This is a genomic window from Rhizorhabdus antheiae, from assembly GCF_049889055.1.
Taxonomy (GTDB): Bacteria; Pseudomonadota; Alphaproteobacteria; order Sphingomonadales; family Sphingomonadaceae; genus Rhizorhabdus.
Map to the genome: position 1 here is coordinate 797986 of NZ_JBLTWO010000001.1, position 19122 is coordinate 817107.

Annotated in this window: 15 protein-coding genes; 7 read left to right on the forward strand and 8 right to left on the reverse strand. The window is 62.3% G+C overall.

Annotated features, from left to right (window positions below; genetic code table 11):
- Positions 1 to 8 precede the first annotated feature (8 nt).
- On the forward strand, positions 9 to 1061 hold the full coding sequence (locus ACNI3R_RS03750; protein ID WP_426180006.1) for an AraC family transcriptional regulator: 1053 nt from the start codon (positions 9 to 11) through the stop codon (positions 1059 to 1061).
- Positions 1062 to 1082: 21 nt separating this feature from the next.
- Here the strand turns inward: ACNI3R_RS03750 and ACNI3R_RS03755 are convergent, their stop codons facing one another.
- From ACNI3R_RS03755 to ACNI3R_RS03770, 4 genes are all read right to left on the reverse strand, one after another.
- Positions 1083 to 3452: a TonB-dependent receptor gene (locus ACNI3R_RS03755; protein ID WP_426180008.1), complete on the reverse strand. Its 2370-nt coding sequence runs from the start codon at positions 3450 to 3452 to the stop codon at positions 1083 to 1085.
- 116 nt (positions 3453 to 3568) lie between these two features.
- Positions 3569 to 4867, reverse strand: coding sequence for a 4-aminobutyrate--2-oxoglutarate transaminase (gene gabT / locus ACNI3R_RS03760; RefSeq protein WP_426180010.1), 1299 nt, complete (start codon positions 4865 to 4867; stop codon positions 3569 to 3571).
- Positions 4864 to 6276: an NAD-dependent succinate-semialdehyde dehydrogenase gene (locus ACNI3R_RS03765; protein WP_426180012.1), complete on the reverse strand. Its 1413-nt coding sequence runs from the start codon at positions 6274 to 6276 to the stop codon at positions 4864 to 4866. Before ACNI3R_RS03765 ends, gabT begins: the two co-directional genes overlap by 4 nt.
- A gap of 15 nt (positions 6277 to 6291) precedes the next feature.
- Entirely contained in the window at positions 6292 to 7503 is a 1212-nt protein-coding gene (locus tag ACNI3R_RS03770) for a hypothetical protein (protein ID WP_426180013.1), read from the reverse strand.
- Between the two features lie 383 nt (positions 7504 to 7886).
- Between ACNI3R_RS03770 and qhpR the strand changes: the two genes are divergently transcribed.
- Positions 7887 to 8783 (forward strand): AraC-like transcriptional regulator QhpR, encoded by an 897-nt coding sequence (gene qhpR / locus ACNI3R_RS03775; protein WP_426180015.1) that lies wholly within the window; start codon positions 7887 to 7889, stop codon positions 8781 to 8783.
- A gap of 21 nt (positions 8784 to 8804) precedes the next feature.
- Entirely contained in the window at positions 8805 to 9647 is an 843-nt protein-coding gene (locus tag ACNI3R_RS03780; protein ID WP_426180016.1) for a type 1 glutamine amidotransferase, read from the forward strand.
- Positions 9648 to 9703: 56 nt separating this feature from the next.
- Here ACNI3R_RS03780 and ACNI3R_RS03785 read toward each other — a convergent pair whose 3' ends face one another.
- Positions 9704 to 10576, reverse strand: a complete 873-nt coding sequence (locus tag ACNI3R_RS03785) for a 3,4-dihydroxyphenylacetate 2,3-dioxygenase (RefSeq protein ID WP_426180017.1) — start codon at positions 10574 to 10576, stop codon at positions 9704 to 9706.
- Between ACNI3R_RS03785 and ACNI3R_RS03790 the strand changes: the two genes are divergently transcribed.
- Genes ACNI3R_RS03790 through ACNI3R_RS03800 form a run of 3 tightly spaced genes read left to right on the forward strand, consistent with a single transcriptional unit; the run spans position 10541 to position 14831 of the window.
- A complete protein-coding gene (locus ACNI3R_RS03790; protein WP_426180019.1) occupies positions 10541 to 11986 on the forward strand; it encodes a cytochrome P450 in 1446 nt (481 codons plus the stop codon). The genes ACNI3R_RS03785 and ACNI3R_RS03790 overlap by 36 nt on opposite strands.
- A gap of 51 nt (positions 11987 to 12037) precedes the next feature.
- Positions 12038 to 13363 carry a type I glutamate--ammonia ligase gene (locus ACNI3R_RS03795; protein ID WP_426180020.1) on the forward strand — a complete coding sequence of 442 codons (1326 nt, stop codon included), beginning with the start codon at positions 12038 to 12040 and terminating at the stop codon, positions 13361 to 13363.
- A gap of 7 nt (positions 13364 to 13370) precedes the next feature.
- Entirely contained in the window at positions 13371 to 14831 is a 1461-nt protein-coding gene (locus ACNI3R_RS03800; RefSeq protein WP_426180022.1) for an aldehyde dehydrogenase family protein, read from the forward strand.
- Positions 14832 to 15118: 287 nt separating this feature from the next.
- Here ACNI3R_RS03800 and ACNI3R_RS03805 read toward each other — a convergent pair whose 3' ends face one another.
- From ACNI3R_RS03805 to ACNI3R_RS03815, 3 genes are all read right to left on the reverse strand, one after another.
- Positions 15119 to 15445 carry a hypothetical protein gene (locus tag ACNI3R_RS03805; protein ID WP_426180024.1) on the reverse strand — a complete coding sequence of 109 codons (327 nt, stop codon included), beginning with the start codon at positions 15443 to 15445 and terminating at the stop codon, positions 15119 to 15121.
- Between the two features lie 26 nt (positions 15446 to 15471).
- On the reverse strand, positions 15472 to 16836 hold the full coding sequence (locus tag ACNI3R_RS03810) for a S8 family peptidase (RefSeq protein WP_426180025.1): 1365 nt from the start codon (positions 16834 to 16836) through the stop codon (positions 15472 to 15474).
- Positions 16837 to 16922: 86 nt separating this feature from the next.
- Complete coding sequence (locus tag ACNI3R_RS03815; RefSeq protein ID WP_426180027.1) at positions 16923 to 18236, reverse strand: hypothetical protein; 1314 nt, start codon at positions 18234 to 18236, stop codon at positions 16923 to 16925.
- Between the two features lie 184 nt (positions 18237 to 18420).
- On the opposite strand from ACNI3R_RS03815, the gene ACNI3R_RS03820 reads away from it, so the two are divergent.
- Positions 18421 to 19074: a Crp/Fnr family transcriptional regulator gene (locus ACNI3R_RS03820; RefSeq protein ID WP_426180028.1), complete on the forward strand. Its 654-nt coding sequence runs from the start codon at positions 18421 to 18423 to the stop codon at positions 19072 to 19074.
- The last annotated feature ends 48 nt before the right edge of the window (positions 19075 to 19122 follow it).

A 19122-nucleotide genomic window follows, 5' to 3' on the forward strand; every position in this document is an offset into this window, starting at 1 on the left:
AAACAACCATGACGGCTCCGACGATCTCCGCCCAGTTCCTGCGCCACGTAGCGAACTGCGTGGCGCTCACCGGACGGGATTCCGCGCCATTGCTCGACGCGGTGGGCATCGCACGTGACCAGATCGAGGATCCCGATGGGCTGATCCCGCTGGCATCGTTCCTTTCCTTCTTCGAACGGGCAGCCGAGCTGGTGCACAATCCGCACTTCGGACTGCATGCCGGACGTCTGGCGGGATCAGAAAGCCTCGGCCCCTTGAGCTTCCTTTTCCTCAGCGCACCCACCCTCGGTGCGGCATTTGCCAGCTTCACTCGCTACCTTGCGCTGATGCAGCAGGCCTCACGCAATGTGTTCATGTCTGGCGATCGCTGGGCGACGTTCGAATATATGGTGCAGGACCAGCGGCTGGGAGAACGTCGGCAGGATGCCGAATATTCGATCAGCGCGATGTTCAGCCTGGCCCGGCAGTTCTGTGGCGGCGCAATCGAACTGCGCGAGGTGCGCTTCGAGCACGCCCGCGTCGGTGACTATCTGCGTTATCGCGACTATTTCGGTTGCGACGTGTTCTTCGAGCAGGAGACCAACGCCTTCTCGTTCGACATGGCCCTGCTGCAGACTCGCGGCAAGGTTCTGAGCCCCTCGCTGCACCCAATCATCGAGGATCACCTGCGCCGGCGCGAGCCGCTTGCCGGGAGTGCCGCATCCGCCTTTACCGACGACGTGCGTGCAATCATCGCTGCAGCCCGCCTCGATCGACCGCCTCTTGCCGAAGACGTCGCGCGCCGACTGGGCTGCTCGCTTGCCACCATGAACCGCAGGCTTGCCGGAGAGGGAACAAAGTGGCGCACGCTGCTCGCCATGCATCGCATGGATGCTGCGGCGCGGATGCTACGGGACAGCGGGCGCGACATCAATTCTATCGCGCTCGGGCTGGGTTTCTCCGAAAGTGCGGCATTCGTGCGCAGCTTCACGCGCTATTTCGGCACGTCACCGGCTCGCTATCGCCGGAGCCTGAAGGGCGGCACCGCCGCCTGTCGGGCAAGCGGTGCCAGTTCAGGATGAAATCGGTCGTCCGATCAGCGATTACCAATTTACGGTGGCGCTGACCCCATAGGTCGCCGGCTTGGCATAGACGGAGGTTGTACCTAGCGGTCCAAGGTTCAGGGCATAAGCGCGATAGGCCTTGTCGAACACGTTGCGCCCGAAGATCTGGACCGAGAGGCGATCATCAGCCGAGGTCCAGCTGAGCGAAACATTGGTCACATTGTACGCGGGCTGGACCGAGGAGCGCCCGTTGGTCACTTCGAGGAACTGCTTGTCGTACCAGACGCCATCGGCCTGGGCGACGACGTTCCCGCCGAAGGCATCGACATTGTAGCGCAAGACGTAGTTCAGACTGAAGCGCGGCGCATTGGGGAACTGCGCCCCACTGACCGACTTGGACGGATAATTGCAGAAGTAGGTCCCGTCGTTCTGATCGGTGCAATATTGAGGAACCGATGCGCCCGGAACGAGAACCGAGAGAAACTGGGACCCTGCCGTCTGCACGGTGTCGACGTGCGTGCGCTCCCATGTTGCGCCCAGGTTGACATTGAACCGGTCGCTAGGCTGGAAGAAGGTTTCCAGCTCCACACCGGTGGCGTTGGCATCGCTGTTGCCGACCTGCGGTACGCCGCCGATCAACGCAAACGCCTGATAGTCGGAGTAGATATAATGGTAGGCCGTCGCATTCACGCGCAACGAACGTGACGGGTTGGACCACTTCACCCCGGCTTCGAACGAATTGAGTGTTTCGGGCCGATGCTGGAAGGTCTGAGCAGTAACATAACCGTTGAGCGTGAAATTGCCGCCCTTGATGCCCCGGTTCCACGAGGCGAACAGCAGGGTATCGCTCGCCGGCTTGTAGTTCAGCGTGACGCGTGCCGCCACGTCGCCATCGGAGATACGGTTGGCGCCCGGAAGGACTGAGCTGAAGGTCTCGTCCGTCGCGATCGGTACTGCGGCACTTCCCTCGGCCACGACAGAGCGATAGTCGACGGTCTTGCTGTCCTTCGAATAGCGCAGGCCGCCGATCAGCGTGACCTTGTCCGAGAAGTCGTATTCCGCCTGGCCGAACACCGACCAGTTCTTCGAACGGAGGTTGTAAGTCTCAGCAATCGTTGGCGAAACGCCTGGCAAACCTGCTGCGAGCGCTGCACCAATCGCAGGTGCTCCCACAGTGTCTGCCCCACCCCTGATCTTCATATCGAGAAAATAGGCACCCGCCTGCCAGCGCAAGCGATCGGTGTCACCGGCAAGCCGCAGTTCCTGGCTGAACTGGCTGTAACGGGCATTGGTACGGAACACGATCACTTCAACCGGAAGCGCATCGCCGTCTTCCTGATAGTCTTTCTTCAATTTGGTGAAGTTGGTGATCGCGGTCAGCTCGACACCGCCGAAGTCATAGCTCAGTTTGCCCTGATATATATTGGTGTTGCGATTGAAGAAGCCCGGTGTACCGCTGAAGTTCTGAAATGGGCTGGCCCGTTCGCCGGTGATCCCATTGATCACTCCGCCACTGCCGTTGCCAAGCCCTGCGGCATCGGTCCCGCAATAGCCGTTGTCCTGCAGATTGCAGTTGTCGAACACATAGCCGCCCGTAGCAACATTGTTGTCCTCACTATGCTTTACCCACAAGTCCAACTTTCCATCCGGTCCAAGATCCGCCTGCACCGTTCCGCGAAGCGACCAGCCGTTCTCCGCGCCCAGATCCTGTCCGTTGCCGTCGAACACGCCCGGCAATGCTGCTGCCGACTTGATGTAGCCATTGGCCTTCACGACGCGCCCTGCGATACGCGCACGGATGCCCTCCGCAAGCGGGCCGCCAACAGCCCCCTCCAGCGCTCGGCGATCGAACCGTTCATAACTGGCGGTGGCGTAGCCGTTCAGGTAGGATTTGCTGGCATCGGTCGAGACATAGTGAATCAGTCCGCCCGTCGCATTGCGGCCGAACAGCGTTCCCTGCGGTCCGCGCAGCACTTCGACGCGCGAGACGTCGAAGAGCTGTCCCGACAGCCCATTGATCGACCCCATATAGGCATCATCGACATAGACCGCGATCGGCGCTTCGAGATAGTCGGTGAAGTTGTTCTGCGAGATCCCGCGCAGGTTGAAGATCGTGACGTTCGGCGACCATGCGTTGAGCTGAAGCCCCGGCACTTGCTGAGTGATCTGCGTCGCGTCGGTCACGCCCAGCGCTTTAAGCTGATCGCCGGAATAGGCGGTAATCGCGATCGGCACTTTCTGGACGTTTTCGGCGCGCTTGTTGGCCGTCACCGTAATCTCGCCGAACAAGCTGCCGTCCGTCACGGCCGCGTCCTGCACCGCACCAGCGTCCTGGGCAAGCCCGGGAGCGGAGAAGCCAACGAGGGCAAACAGCGAGACGGAGCAAATGAACTTCACAGCTGACTTCATGATTCCCCCCCTAGGGCCATTCATCGGAACGCGAGTTTCAGGCGGCGCAAGTCCTTTCGATGATCGCACCGACGATGCGCCCGGAGCGGGCCGTCACGCTTGCCTGATCCGGCCAATCAGGCCTGAAGTGCGCGCCTGATTGACAGTTCCAGCTTGTCCAGTGCCTCATCAAGCAGCGCTTCGGGCATGGTCAACGCGGGCAGGAACCGCACGACGTTGCCGCGCAAGCCGCAAGACAGGAGCAGCAGTCCCTGACGAGCTCCCTCTTGCACGATGGCTTTCGTCAATTCCGGATTGGGCTGTGCCGCGTCGCCATCGCGCACCAATTCCATCGCAATCATCGCCCCGGGACCGCGCACATCGCCGATTGCAGTGATTCCGCTGTCGCGCAGAGCGCGGAGCCCCGCCTTGATGCGGTCACCTATCTCCACGGCCCGTTCGCACAGGCGCTCCTCGGCAATCACATCGAGCACGGCAAGGCCAGCGGCGCAGCCCAGCGGCGATCCGCCGTAGGTGCCGCCGAGCCCACCCGGATCGGAGGCGTCCATGATCTGAGCCTTGCCCATAACGCCAGAGATCGGGAAGCCGCCCGCCATTGCCTTGGCGATCGTTACAAGGTCGGGCGTCACGCCGGTCGCCTCGCGCACCCAGTCCATCGCGAACATACGACCGGTACGCGCAAATCCGGCCTGCACTTCATCCGCGATCAACAAGATACCGTAGCGATCGCAGATTTCACGCAGCGCTTTGAAGAAGGTATAGGACGCCGTATAGAACCCACCCTCGCCCAGCACCGGCTCGAGCACGATCGCGGCCACGGCGGAAGGCTCGATGGACGAAGCGAACAGCGCCTCGATACCCGCAATCGCCTGCTTTTCCGAAAAGCCGTGATAGGGAATTGGAAAACGGGTGTGAAACACGTCGCCAGGCATCGGACCGAATCGCGCCTTGTACGGCAGGACCTTTCCGGTCATCGCTAGGGTCAGCAGCGTGCGGCCGTGGTAACCACCCTGAAAGGTGATAATCCCGCGACGCCCTGTGTGGGCACGGGCGATCTTCACCGCATTCTCCAGCGCTTCGGCACCGGTGGTGAAGAAGATCGTCTTCACCGGCCCGTCAATGGGTGCGATCGCATTCAGCCTCTCAGCCAATTCGATATAGTTTTCGTAAGGCGTCACCTGAAAGGAACAATGCGAGAATGCATCGAGCTGACGCCGCACTGCCGCGATCACGCGCGGATGCCCGTGCCCCGTGTTGCACACGGCGATGCCGGTAGCGAAATCGATGTAGCGATTGCCTTCGGCGTCAAACGCCTCGGCATTGTCGCCCCGAGCGAAAAAGCGCTGGTGCATTGAGCCGACCCCGCGTGGAACGGCGGCTTCACGGCGGGTCCAGAGTTCGGCGTTCGTGGTCATCGATCGATGCCTCCCATCAGGCAATATTTGAGTTCAAGATATTCATTGAGGCCGTGGCGCGATCCTTCGCGACCAAAGCCGGAGTGCTTGATCCCCCCGAACGGCGCGACTTCGGTCGAGATGATGCCGTCGTTCACGCCCACCATCCCGTATTCGAGCGCTTCCATCGTTCGCCAGATCCGGCCCATGTCCCGCGTATAGAAGTAGGCCGCGAGACCATAAGGCGTGTCGTTGGCGATCCGGACGGCCTGGGCTTCATCGGAAAAGCCGATCACCGGTACGACCGGGCCGAAGATTTCCGACGATGCGATGGCCATAGCCGGCTTCACTCCCGTTAGGATCGTCGGCTCGTAGAACCCCGGCCCCTTGGTAGACGGCCTGCCGCCGGTCACGATGTGGGCGCCGTCATCATGCGCGGCACGCACCAGATCCTGCACCTTGCGAACAGCTGCGCGATCGATCAGGGGACCGATAGTGGTCCTCGGTTCGGCACCATGTCCGACCACCAGCCCCGCTACGCGCGCCTTCACCTTCTCTAGGAAAGCGTCATGCACACGCTCCTGCACCAGAATACGGTTGGCGCAAACGCACGTCTGTCCGGCGTTTCTGAACTTCGACGCCATCAATCCATCGGCCGCAGCGTCGAGATCGGCATCGTCGAACACGATGAAGGGCGCGTTCCCGCCCAGTTCCAGGCTGAGCCGGCTGAGGTTGGCCGCCGCCTGCTCCATCAGTATCTGGCCGACCCGCGTGGAACCGGTGAAGCTCAGCTTGCGGACCAGCGGATGCGTGCAGAACAGCTTGCCAAGGCTTGCTGGATCGGAGGTCGGCACAACGCGGAACAGGTCGGGCGGAATACCCGCCTCGTGCGCCAGTCGCTCCAGTGCCAGCGCCGAAAGCGGCGTTGCCTCGGCGGGCTTGACCACCATCGCGCACCCCGCGGCGAGAGCCGGAGCGACCTTGCGGGTGATCATCGCGATCGGGAAGTTCCAGGGCGTTATTGCAGCGCAGGTACCGACGGGCTGCTTCACCGTCAGCACGCGCTTGTCAGTCGCAAAACTCGGAACCGTCTCACCATAGGCGCGCTTGCCTTCTTCGGCGAACCATTCGATGAAGGCGGCGCCATAGGCCACCTCGCTACGCGCTTCTGACAGCGGCTTGCCGCTCTCCGCCGTCACCAGCGCAGCCAGATCATCCTGCCGCGCCATGACAAGATCATGCCAGCGGCGCAGCGTCGCCGCGCGGTCCCCGGCGGTGCGCGCCGCCCAGGCCGGTCGTGCGGCATCCGCCGCTTCTATCAGAGACGCCACCTCCCCGGCGGAATAGGCCTTGACCGTGGCAATGCCATGTTCGGTCGCGGGATCGAGCACATCGAGGCCTTCCCCCGCAACAAGCGTCGGATATAGCATTCGCAATTCCATGATTCAGATCGTTGAAGGCAGGGCAGGCGCGGCCTGCATCAGCAGTGCGGCATGACGCCGGATCGGGATCTGCAGCAACGCGAAGCTTAGGCAGAACAGAACGATGCAGAAGCCCAGCACCGCGCCATAGCCGCTAGCTTCCATCAGACGCGCGGCAATCAGCGGGCCTCCGCCAAGTCCGGTCATCTGCATCGCAATCGCAAGCGACATCATCCGCCCGCTAGTGTCGAAGTCGCAGATCCGCCCGAGAATGAAGGGCAACACGAAGTTCCACAGGAAGTTGAAACCGCAGACCCCGAAGGTGAACAACATTACCGTGGGTCGGCCCAGCAAAAGCGCAATGCTTCCTGCACCGAGAAGAATGCCCAGGGCGATCGCCGCATTGCGATTGAGCGAGGAAGCAAGGAAAACCGAGGCCAGAGCTCCGGCAACCGCAACAACCTGGGAGAGGAACAGGCTTTCGGCCACCTGTTGCTCCAGTATCCCGGCGTTGATCCCCACCAGGAACAGCACCGCCCAGGCGATCCCCTGCGCGAGGTTGTACGCGAGCACCCCGCCCAGCGCCACGGCCAGCAGGCCGCGCGAGAGTTGACGTGCCTCGGGATTACCCATTTCCTCGGCGATATAGGCACGGGGAACGAGTGGAATCGTCGCCAGCGCCAGGCCCGAAAGTGCCGCAAATGCCGTAAACAGACCGGTGAATCCCACCGCATCGAGGATTGTCGGCAACTGCCACAGCGTGAAGGCGCCATAGGTCAGCAGCAGCATCAGATAGAGCGCGACGTTGCGTTCCGCCCGCCGGGTAATGCCGACGAACGTAAAGCTGATCGAGATGATCGCGCCCTCGCCAAGGCCCGAAATGAAACGGAAGAAGGCAAAGGAGCCGGGGCTGGACAATGCCGAGCCGAGATTGCCGATGACGGCCGTAGCGAGACCAGCTGCGACAATATGCCGCCAGTCGATCCGACCACCCAGCACTGCCAGCAGCGCCGTCGCCAGCGCCACACCCAGCATCTCGATGCCAGCCAGATCCACCGCAGCCGGCTCGCTCAAGCCCAGTTCGGTCACGAAGCCCTGCACAAGGCCAGGCTGGATGATGAAGGAGAGGACGCCGATCGTTCCGAGCAGGATCGCACTCGTCACAGCCGGAACGCCGTTGACGTCGACAGCAGTGTGCGTCGGTGATTTGGCCACGGACGTCGATGGATCAGCCATCTGCGAAATCCCCTCAGCCGCCGAAACAACCTCCGACCGAGGTGCAGCGCTTCGCCGCAATTTCCACATCTACAGCGGATGTGCTTGGCCGGAACGGTCAATGCAGCATGTCGATCCCGGTCGCCCACAAAAGCACGGCTCGGAGATCGAAACAGTCAATCTTTGACGGATTCGATCAATAAGACTGTTTCATGAATCGATAGGCTCGAATCCGACACGAAAGGTTGATCAAAAACCGGTCGGGGAGAAATTTTATGTCGCAAGCTACCGTGCGCACCGCTGCGCTTGAAGGCTGGGATGGTATCCTCGCCGATCGCGCAAGCTCTTGGGCAGCCGTCCGGCAACACGCGAAGTTCTCGGAGAGTTCCTCTTCGCATTCTCAAATGGCCGCGCCGTCGATGCCACTGGCCGAGTTCGTGCGCTTTTCCGAAAACGTCGTCCGAGAAACTCGTGATGTCGCAGTTCCATGGCTTGTGGGCATCCAATATGATCTTGCCCTCCTCGGTCCGATCGGCACTGCGATCAATTCCAGCGGCAAGGTGGGCACGGCGCTACGCCGGATGGTCGACTATTTCGCACTGCTGCAGGACTGCACCGACATTCGCTTCGAGCGCGAGGATGACATGGCGTCGGTCAGCTACCGCATTCTCGATCCCGAAATCTGGCCGCGCCACCACGACGCCATGTTCTCGCTCGGCATCATTGGTCAGATCATCAAGCGCGGCACGCGCGGCGCTTGGGACAAGATCGAGTTCGCCTTCGAAGCCGATGCCCACGAGATGCGCGGCGATATCGGCAAGGTCCTGCGCGCGCCGTGCAGATTTGGAGCTGACAGCAACCAGATCCGCTTTCCGGCGCAGATGCTCGACCTCGCTCTGCCCCAGAGCAATGGCCCCGAAGTCGATCTGCGGCGGCTTTCGGGTGAGATCGTCAACCGCCGTCGCAGCACACCGCTGGTCGAGCGGCTCGCCCAGGTCGTTTTCCGTGACCTCAACAGCCAGACGATCGAACAGGAGCGGATCGCCCGCGAGATCGGCATGTCGAGCCGCACCATGCGCCGCAAGTTGGCGGAAGAAGGCAGTTCGTTCCAGCAGGTGCTCGATGAATGCCGCATGCGGCAGGCGGTATTCGAGTTCCTCACGAGGCCGGACCTGTCGATCGCCCAGATCGCGCTGCGCCTTGGCTATGCCGAACACAGCAACTTCACCCGCGCATTCCACCGCTGGAGCGGGGAATCGCCCCACAGCTATCGCGCCCGGCTCTCGCAGACCGCGCATTGACCTCCGACAGAGACTGACCCCATGACCCGACTTCTGTTGCTCGAAGGGAACACCGCCGACAAGCGCGCAAAGGCGCTGAAACTGGGCGTACGCAGTTCGAGCGAGATCTATGCACAGGCCATCGCTGCGCACTTCCCGCACATCGAACTCGACGTGTTCCACGGTGCGGACGAGGGCGAATGCATGCCGCATGGTCGGGACTGGAGCGATTATGACGGCTTCGTCGTCACCGGCTCATCGCTCCACGCCTATGACAAGGACTTCGCGGTCACCAACCAGATCGCGCTGGTGGCCGAAGCCGCCGAACAGGGCCTGCCGATCTTCGGATCCTGCTGGGGTCTGCAGATCGCAGTCATGGCCGCAGGGGGCGAGGTTGCCTATAACCCCAAGGGCCGCGAAGTGGGCTTTGCCCGGAAAATCCTGGTCAACAGCGCAGGGGCAAACCACCCGATGTTCGCCGCAAAACCGGCCGTCTTCGATGCTCCCTGCATCCATTATGATGAGGTGGTGCGGATGCCTGATGGGGCTACCCTGCTCGCATCGAACGCGCACAGCGCGGTGCAGGCCGCCGTCGTGCCTCTGGGCAGAAGCGAGGTCTGGGCTGTTCAGTATCACCCCGAATTCGACCTTGCCCAGCTGGTCCAGCTCTATACGCTCTATGCCGACGACATGATCACCCAGGGCTTCTTCGCCGACGAGGCGGAGCTGGCGTCCTACCGCGACAAGATCGCCCGTCTGGTGGAAAACCCCACCCTGCCCGGTCTCGCCTGGCAGCTCGGCATCGATGCCGACATTCTCGACCCCCGGCAGCGCGCAGCCGAAATCATCGCCTGGATCGAAACGCGGGTGCTGAACACCGCCTGATTGCGGCAGTCGCCAAGGCAGCACTGGCAAGGAGGCCTGTCGGCCTCCCTGCTTTTTCAGGCCCAGCCCTCCTGTGGCCGGTCGAACCAGACGTGAACCTGGCTGGTGCCAGTGGCATTCTCATAGTCCGAAAACTGTCGCCCCCTGGCCTTCCAGTCCCGCCCGCCGCACGCCGCAACCATCATCAGATAGTGGCCGAAACGCGCCTCGGGCACATGGCGCAGATACTGGGGCATGGCGTCGATCACCGCCGCATGATTGCCTTCGGCGAACCAGGCCAGCCGCTCAAGATCGGCCTCGCGAGCTTCGGGCGTAGAGATGTGGATCGGGTCCGAAGCCTCGTGCAACGGGATCTGCTTGAACGGCCAGAATCGGTGGCTCATCGATCCGCTGGCGATCAGGACCACGCGCTTGTCGGATTCGCGGATCGCGCGCCCGATCCCTTCGCCCACGGTTAGGAAGTCATCCGGCTCGGCCGAGTAGGCATGGCTGACAGAAACCCACTCCTCATCGCCCTGCAGGAAGGTCGAAAGGTTCACGGTGGGATAGTGGATCGGTAGCCAGGGATCATCGATGGCATTGGTGCGCACGCCCGCTTCGGTGGCACGCTCGGCCATCGCACGGGCCAGCGCGGGACTTCCCTTGAGGTCATAGGGAATTTGCTTCATGCCGCGCGGCAATTCGTCGGAGGTGTAGAGCCCGGCCCGGCGGCTGTGCGCAGCCACGCAAAATTCCACGATCGTATACCAGTGCGTGTCGAACAGCACGATCGTATCGGGCTTGAGCACGTCGAGCACTTCGCTCTTCAGTCGATGCAGACCCGGCACGAGGCTGATCTCCTTGCCTTCGTTGAGCTCGTACCGGTCTTGCTTCGACATCATGATGGTCGGCGCATGCGCGACGATGCCGGCTCCGATGATTTCGCCCATTCTCTTGCATCCTTCAGCAACAGGTTGCCGACCCCATTAGGCGCAACCCCGGCCGACCTGAATAGGTCCTTGCCAGTCTGTCCGCTTAAGCCAAGTCCCGCCGACCGTCGCAGGACTAGCACGGCACAAGGACTGGAGGACCAGATGCAATTTCCCTTTTCCCGCTCAACCGATCCGAACGTCGACCTGTCGTCGCTCGATGCGTTCAACGAAGGCGCACCCTTCGTGACGTTCGATCGGATGCGCCGGGAAGACCCGATGGCGTGGAGCGAAATGGTCAACGGAGATCGCGGGTTCTGGTCCGTCACCCGCCACGCAGACCTGCTCGAACTGAACCGTCAGGCGGATCTGCTGTCTTCCGCCAAGGGCATCCGCATGGAGGACCAGACCGAGGAGGAATATGAGGCGCGCAAGACGTTCCAGGAAACCGATGCCCCTCACCACCGGGGTTTCCGCGCGCTGGTGTCAAAGGCCTTTTCCAAGAGCACCGTGGCGGGCTTCGAAGAGCAGATCCGCAAGATCGTTACCGACCTGCTCGACGTGGCGCTGGCCGAGGGCGAATTCGACGCGGTCGATCGTATAGCCCGCCGCCTGCCGATGCAGATGCTCGCCCAGATCATGGGCGTACCCCAGGAAGACGGCCCGTGGCTGGTGGAAAAAGGCGATGCGCTGATCTCCAACTCCGATCCGGACTACACCGATTTCGTCGTCGATCAACTCGATGGCGAGGCTTACCGGATGCTGCCGTTCCGCTCTCCGGCAGCGGTCGAGCTGTTCGACTACGCCAATGGCCTGCTCGACCGGATGGACGCAGGCGAACAGATCGGCGTGCTGAACCTCGTGCGCGAACCCACCAGCACCGGCACACGAATGAGCCGTGACGAGTTCCGCAACTTCTTCTGCCTGCTCGTGGCCGCAGGCAACGACACCACGCGCTACTCGATCTCGGCCACGATCCATGCGCTGGCCAATAACCCGCACCTGCTGCAGGCCCTGAAGGATGGCGACTTCACCGGCTGGGAAGCAGCCGCCGACGAAATGATCCGCTATGCCTCGCCTACCACCCACTTCCGCCGTACCGCGACCCGCGACTTCATACTGCACGGCAAGCAGGTGCGGGCAGGTGACAAGGTTCTGCTGTGGTTCATCGCCGGCAACCGCGACGAGACCGCCATCACCGCCCCCTACACCATCAACCTGCGCCGCGAACGCAATCCCTTCCTGTCGTTCGGCCAGGGCGGCCCGCACATCTGCCTCGGCATGTGGCTCGCCAGGCTGGAAGTCGCAATCGTCATGCAGGAGCTGGCAAAGCGGATTGCCACAATCGAGCAGACGGCTGAGCACAGCTACCTCAGGTCGAACTTCATCCACGGCATCAAGCACCTGCCGGTCCGTATCATCGCGCGCTGAAATCCATCCGGAAGGACTGATCCAAAAGATCGGATGCCCTTGGGGAGAACCATGAACACCATGTCGAAAGTCGAAGCTTCGCGCATTCAGGAGCAGACCGCAAAACGCTGTCGCGTCCTTTTCGCCGACCAGCTGAACCTGGCGCGTGGCAAATACATACCGATGGCAGATGCCGCCAAGGGCCATACGCGCATGTGTGTCGGCACGTTCGCAGTCACATATGACAAGCAGCTGGTCGCGGCGCCTGGCGGCGGGATGCTTGATGGCCTGCCGGACATGGAAGTGACCTTCGACCCGCGAGCCATGCGCCCGTCATGGGACATTGGCACGCAGATCGCGCTCGGCAGTCTGCGCTTCAAGGGCGAACCCTTCGCCCTGTGCGGGCGCAGCGCGCTCCAGCGTGCGATCGACGCCTGGCGCGCGCGCGGCCTCGACCCCATGGTAGGCATCGAGATGGAAGCCTATATCTTCCAGCGCGGGCCGGACGGCACTTGGGTTCCTTACGACACCCCTGGCGGCTTCGTTTATGGCACCGGACCATTCGCCGATCCAGCCGGTCTCATCGACGAAATCTGGGCCACGGCAGAGGCCTGCGGCATACCCGTCGAGTCCATGAACGCCGAGTTCGATACGCCGCAGTTCGAACTCACCTTGCGCTTCGCCGACGCGATGAAGGCGGCGGACGATGCCTTCTTGTTCCGTCAGATGGCCCGCGAACTGCTCTACAAGCGCGGTTACCTTCTGTCGTTCCTGCCCAAGCCTTTCGCCGGCAAGAGCGGCAGCGGCCTCCACTTCAACCTCAGCTTCAACAAGTCGGACGGCGGCAACGTCTTCGCAAACGATGTGGCGAGCGGTGCACTCTCTGTGGAAATGCGGGGCTGCATCGCCGGCCTGATCCGCCACCATGAGGCGCTTGCCGCGATCATGGCACCCATCACCAACAGCTACGCTCGCCTCCAGCCAGCAAGCCTCTCCGGCTACTGGGCAAACTGGGGCATCGATCACCGTTCGGTCACCGTGCGCGTGTCCGCCGAAGCTGGCCCGGCCGCGCGGATCGAGCATCGCATGGCCGATTGCGCCGCCAGCCCCTATTTCGCGATGGCCGCGCTGCTCCAGGCGGCACTGCTCGGCATCGAAAACGGCTATGAGTTGCCCCAGCCCGAAACGAATGACGGTCTGGAGACGATTAACACCGATCGCCACACCCCTCATACGCTGGCCGAGGCGCTGGATGCTCTCGCGGCGGATACGGTGCTGGCCGATGCGCTCGGCCCCGAACTTATCGCCAACTTCATCGCGATCAAGCGCGACGAGTTGAGGATCGTGACAGGACTGAGCGAGGCCGAGCAGCTCGACTATTATCTGCATTACATCTGAGGTCCCCATGCGCGAACGCATCGACATTGCCGGCATTTCCGTCTCGCCTGATCACTTCATCGGCGGCAGGCGGGTGTCATCTCCCGATAGCTTCGAAACGCGCTGCCCGTTCGACTGGTCGTGGAAACTCGCGGACATCTCGCGCGGGACGACGGCGACCGCCGCACAGGCGGCGCAGGCAGCGACCGATGCCTTTCCGGCATGGGCCGCGCTGACCGCAGCCGAACGCGGCGCCTATCTTCATCGCCTTGCCGATCTGATAGAGGCCAATGTCGACAAGCTGGCCATGGTCGAATGCCTCGACATGGGCATGCTGCTTGAAAGTCTGCGCCTGCGCGTGATTCTGCGCGGTGCCACCAACTTCCGCAACTACGCCGATCTTGCCACCGGGCATGAGGAGCGCGTGTGGTCCTCACGCGGCACGCTCAACCGCGTCATCCGCATACCGGCCGGCCCCGCGCTGATCATCACGCCGTGGAACGCCCCGTTCATGCTGTCCACCTGGAAGTGCGCCCCGGCGCTCGCTGCGGGCAATACGGTGATCCTGAAGCCCGCCGACTGGTCGCCGCTGTCGGCATCGGTCCTGGCCGACTTGATCGAGGAGGCGGGCTTTCCGGCCGGCGTGTTCAACATCGTCCAGGGCCTGGGTGCGGAACTGGGCAATGCTCTCACGTCAGACCCGCGGATCAAGCGCATCAGCTTCACCGGCAGCGTGCCCACCGCGCGCGTGATCGGCAAGGCGGCGGCCGAGAATATCGTACCCTTCACTGCGGAACTCGGCGGCAAGTCGCCGCTGCTGGTCTTTGCCGATGCCGATATCGACGCTGCGGCAAAGAAGGCTGCAGGACAGTTCGACGACAGCGGACAGGTCTGCATGGCGGGAACGCGCATCATCGTCGAAGAGAGCGTGCGGGAAGAATTCCTCAAGAAATTCCATGCTTATGCCGATGCCCATATCATGGGCGACAGCCGCGATCCAGCAACCACCATGTCCGCTCTGATTCACCCCGTGCATGTCGATCGGGTACTTGGCTTCATCAACCGCGCCCGCGCTGCGGGCGACAGCATCGTGCGTGGCGGCAAGCTGTTCAAGGAAGGGGCAAACTGGATCGAGCCGACGCTGATCATCCCGGCGAACAACGACAGCGAGATCGTCCAGAGCGAAGTCTTCGGGCCTGTCCTGACCTTCCAGACCTTCCGTGACGAGGCTGAAGGCATCGCACTCGCAAATTCCACTGCCTATGGCCTTTCGGCTATCGTCTATACCGGAAGCGCCGAAAGGGCTGAACGGGTCGGGCGACAGGTGCGCGGTGGCACGGTCTGGGTCAACACCTTCCTCGTGCGCGATCTGACTGCCCCCTTCGGCGGGATCGGGATATCGGGGATCGGCCGCGAAGGCGGCGACTATGCGCTCGACTTTCATTCCGATCTCAAGACGCTCCAGATTCTCGAAGGCAGCGTAGGCTGACCTGCCCCTATCCCGGCACATGCCTTCAGCGGGAGTGAGAAGAATCCGGCAAGATCGAAGCTGAGCAGAATTGTTTCGGGACGAGCTACAGGCCTGCAAGGCGCCAGACAATCGGGCGTGGCGACCAATCTTGCCAGACTTTTCTCGCCGGGCCTCGCAACCAGTCGGTCCGCTTGGACCGCTCTGACCCCGGCTTCGGGGGGGAAGCGATTGGGCAAGCGTGTTGGCGGAGCGCAGCAGCGGCAGGTCAACGAAAGGAGGCAAATCGCCTCTCAAGATATCGTACCCTAGAGAAGCGTAAAGCGAGTTTCGGGCATGATCTGGACCGGGATGTCCCCGATCGACTGCGCAAAGGAGGCAAGGGACATGCCATCGTTCACCCTGGCAGCCCATGCGCGAATGCCCGGAAGATACTTCAGCTCGATATCGTCTGTAAGACGCTCGCGCAGTTGCGCATCGATTACGGCGCAGCGCGCGACGAACTCGCTCGTCAGCTGTTCAGAGCGCGCCTGCGCCGTCGGCACATCCAGTCCAGGCGGCAGAGGAGCGAAGGGATCGAGGCTCTCGCGCCAGCCCGGCGGCAGAACCGATTCCAGTGGCATGAGCAGGAACATCGTCACGCCCTGGCATATAACCCGAACTAGGCGCGAATGCGACCCGCGCCGCCATAGTTGCTGTTGTAGGGGTGGGACTGAACCGGATCGAGCGAGGACAGCAGACTCAGGAACAGCGCTCGGGGATGTCCCAGCAGCCCAGGATTGGCGCTCATCCGTCGCGCCGCGATCCCGGTCACCAGCGGCGTCGCCATCGACGTGCCGCTCATACGGGCGTAGCGATTGCCGGGAATAGCCGCGAGAACGTCGACCCCGGGCGCCGACAGGTTGGGCACCGGATATTGAATGCGTCCGTCCTGACCCGACAGCTGCCAATCGCTGAAGATCGCGATGACATCCTGGTCGTCGCTGGCTCCCACGCTCAAGGTGGTGCGGTAATTGCCGGGAGATCCGTGGAACCCGTCGCCCCGGCGCCCATCATTGCCGATTGCAGCGATCATAGAAATCCCGGCCGCCAGCCCGTTCAGCACGGGCTGCTCGAGATAGGGATGATATCCAGCGCCCCCGAGTGAGGCGTTGACCACATCCACGCCGCGTCGCTCCGGCCTGAACTGGTGCTGGACCAGCCAGTCCATGCCGGCTGCGATCTGCTTGAGATAGCCGAACAGGCGACCTTGTGCGTCCAGCGTGGTCAGCACCGCAGCCACTGCCAGATCCGCATCGGGAGCCGCGCCGCACCGTTGGCCCGCCGCGATCGAACTGACGTGGGTTCCATGCATGCCTGCATCACGGGCGCTGTCGCTGACCGCCCGTCCATCGCTGTCGAATTCACGGAAATGGACGATTTTGTTCGCAAATTCGTCATGCGTCACATCAACCCCGGTATCCAGTACCCCGATCATAATCCCCTGGCCGCCGGACTGGCCGGAGGAGAGGCCGACCTTCTTCAGGTGCCAGAATGGATCATCCGCCAACGCCGCAGCACCTGCTTCCGCATCGATCACAGCTTCCATGTCGGGATGGACCATGTGTACTTCGACATTGGGATACACCGATACGCCCGGCTGGCTGTAAATCGCTTCCAGGTCGATATCCTCGCGGTCAACGAGGATCGCGCCGACACCGGCCAGAACCCGCATGCCGGCCGGCGGCTCGGACGCTGGTTCGATACTCGCGATCCTGGGCAGACCAAAGGTCGCGGCATCGGCTGCCGTGCCGAGGGTATCGAAGCGCGTGGCAGGACTGTCGATACCATGGGCGATCTGGCTAAGGACCGCACGGCGGCGGGTCAGCAATTCCGGGGGTGGCAGAGCCTCTGCGGTGGTCGCCGCAGCTTCTGCCTCGCTCGGCAGAGCCGCCAGCGCGCCGGCTGCCATGCCGAACATTTCGACCGAACCGTCGAGAACGCCTTCATCGACGAAAATGACATAACCGGACGGGGTGCCAGGCATGGTTCCTCTCCTTTGGGTTGATCGGAAATCCGCGAGATATGTTGAGGATAGCGGGGAAAATGCACTTTAGGCGCGGGCCAATGCCCCTAGAGCCCGGCCCCAGCGGCTCTCTCTTCATCCTTCTTGGCTTCTGCCTCGATCAGAGCTTCGAGCGCATTCGCTTGCGTGCGCCTTTCGACTTCGCGCTTGATGGCATTGGTCTTGGAGTCGCGCAGTTCGATCCCTGCAGCGACCGAAGCGTCGACCACTCCCGCGAGCGCATCCGCTCCGCCGGTGCTGGTGTAGCCGATCGAGGTCAGTTCGCCCATTTGATCGAAGGTCGCCGCGACCGCGCGCGATCCAAAGATGCCGCTGCCATCGAAGGGGATCGTCTTTAGCGTACCGATCTGCGGCACCTTGACTGTCGCCTTCACCTTGGTCTGCTCATATGCCGCACGGGCTAGCACGGCCGCTTCAGTGTCCAGATTTCCGGGTTGGAAGTCATTCAACGGTCTCAGCTTGACATCGACCACGCCGGGCTCGCGATAGACCAGCGCCCGATATATCTTCGGGCCGCCTTCAGCGGTCGTTGTCGGTGTTGCGTCGCTCGCTGTGAGGTAAGTAGCTTCGGCTTTGAACGCGTGCACCTGGCCGAGGCCGACATCCGCGAAAGCCTTTGCCCAATCAATCCGCGGGTCGGGCTTGAACCATTTGGTCAGATCAGCCGGGGCAGGATCAGGCGGAGCAACTCTCGCTGCGGACGGGGTCCAGATCACCGGCGTGGAGTCTATCGTCAAGCCTGCGGCCGCGTCGTCGATGGCAGCTTCGGTGCGGGTGATCTGCAGGAGCAGATTCTCCGAGGGTCCCTCGTTCAGCAGCATCTGCCTGAGGCTTGCCAGGGTAGCTTCCAACATCTTCTTCTGCCGGAGCAGGGTCAGAACCTCCTCCTTGCATTGTATCGAGGGCGGGATCGATGGTTCGGCGAGTGCGGCAAAACCCGCACCCGCACTCAAAGTCGCGCCAAAGCTGGCCGCCTTGATGGCTGCGGCAACGATCTTACCGCCTTGCCCCGTCGATGCGCCGTTGAAGCTCTTGAGCGTTCCGCCCTCGTGAAACTCAAGTTTGACCTGCCTGTCCACGAACAGGTTGCCCTTTGGGTTGATCCTTATTCTGGTCCCCCGCACATAGACCGGCTTGATCTGGGTAACGGTGTCCATCGCAAAGCCCGAAAGATTGGCGCCGCCATTGGGGCAGGCGCTGATCATGTGGCTCACGGCAAGCCCTATCTTGACCTCGGGCAGGTGGTAATCGAGGGTCAGAGGGGGCTTTTGGGCGCGCTGCTCCGGATTGGCATAGGCCGGTGCTGCCAGCACCAGGCCTGCAGTCGAAAGGATCGCGATCATGACTCTGGATTTGCCCATTGGTGTTGCTCCCGATTATGTTACGGCATGCGTCGGACCATTCCGGGGCGATCAGCCTTGCCTAGGATCGTAGATGCCATTGCTGAAAGAACAGAGCGCGTGATTGCCATCACGCTTTGCGCTCGATCCAAGGCTTCCACGCCTGATCTGCGTCGCCTGTTTCTCTCTGTCGCCGGAACCGTAGATGGACCGGGCTGAGCGGCTGGCCGCACTGGCATCATTTTTCGCCTGTAGTGCGGCGGAGGCGGAGAGGCTTGGCGATGCGATGGTATTCATGACCTATCGCCATGGCCAGACACTCATCCACCAGGGGGATCTCGGCGCGAAGGTATGGATCGTGCTCGATGGGCAGGCGCAATTGCAGGTCATCGGCGGCGATGGGCAAGTACAGTTGCTGATGTCACATGGCCCGGGCGAACTGTTCGGCGCCTTACCGCATGAGCGGGTGTTCGTCTCCGATGTCGTAGCGCGCGACAATATCGCCGTGCTTGAAATTGCCTCGGCCAGCCTTACCCGCTTGGTCCAGGAGGAAGTACAGATCGGCAGCGGACTGGCGATGATCCTCGCGCGGCAATATCACTCGGCGCTCGACCGGATGGCAGCACGCATCACGCTGTCTGCGACCGGTCGGGTCTGCGCTGAATTGCTTAGCACCGCAGGCGATGGGGATGTAATCGCTCCGCCGCCCGTGGTGGCAGCGCTCGGCCTGATGGCGCAGACCACACGCGAAACCGCCTCGCGCGCGATCAACGGCCTCATGCGCCGCGGCATCCTGCGCCGCGACGCGGACCGCCTGACAATCGTCTCGCGCAAGCTTCTCGAGGACCTTGTGATCTAGCAGGCTGCTGAATAACTCACAATTCCGCCGGATTTTGGATGATTGCCT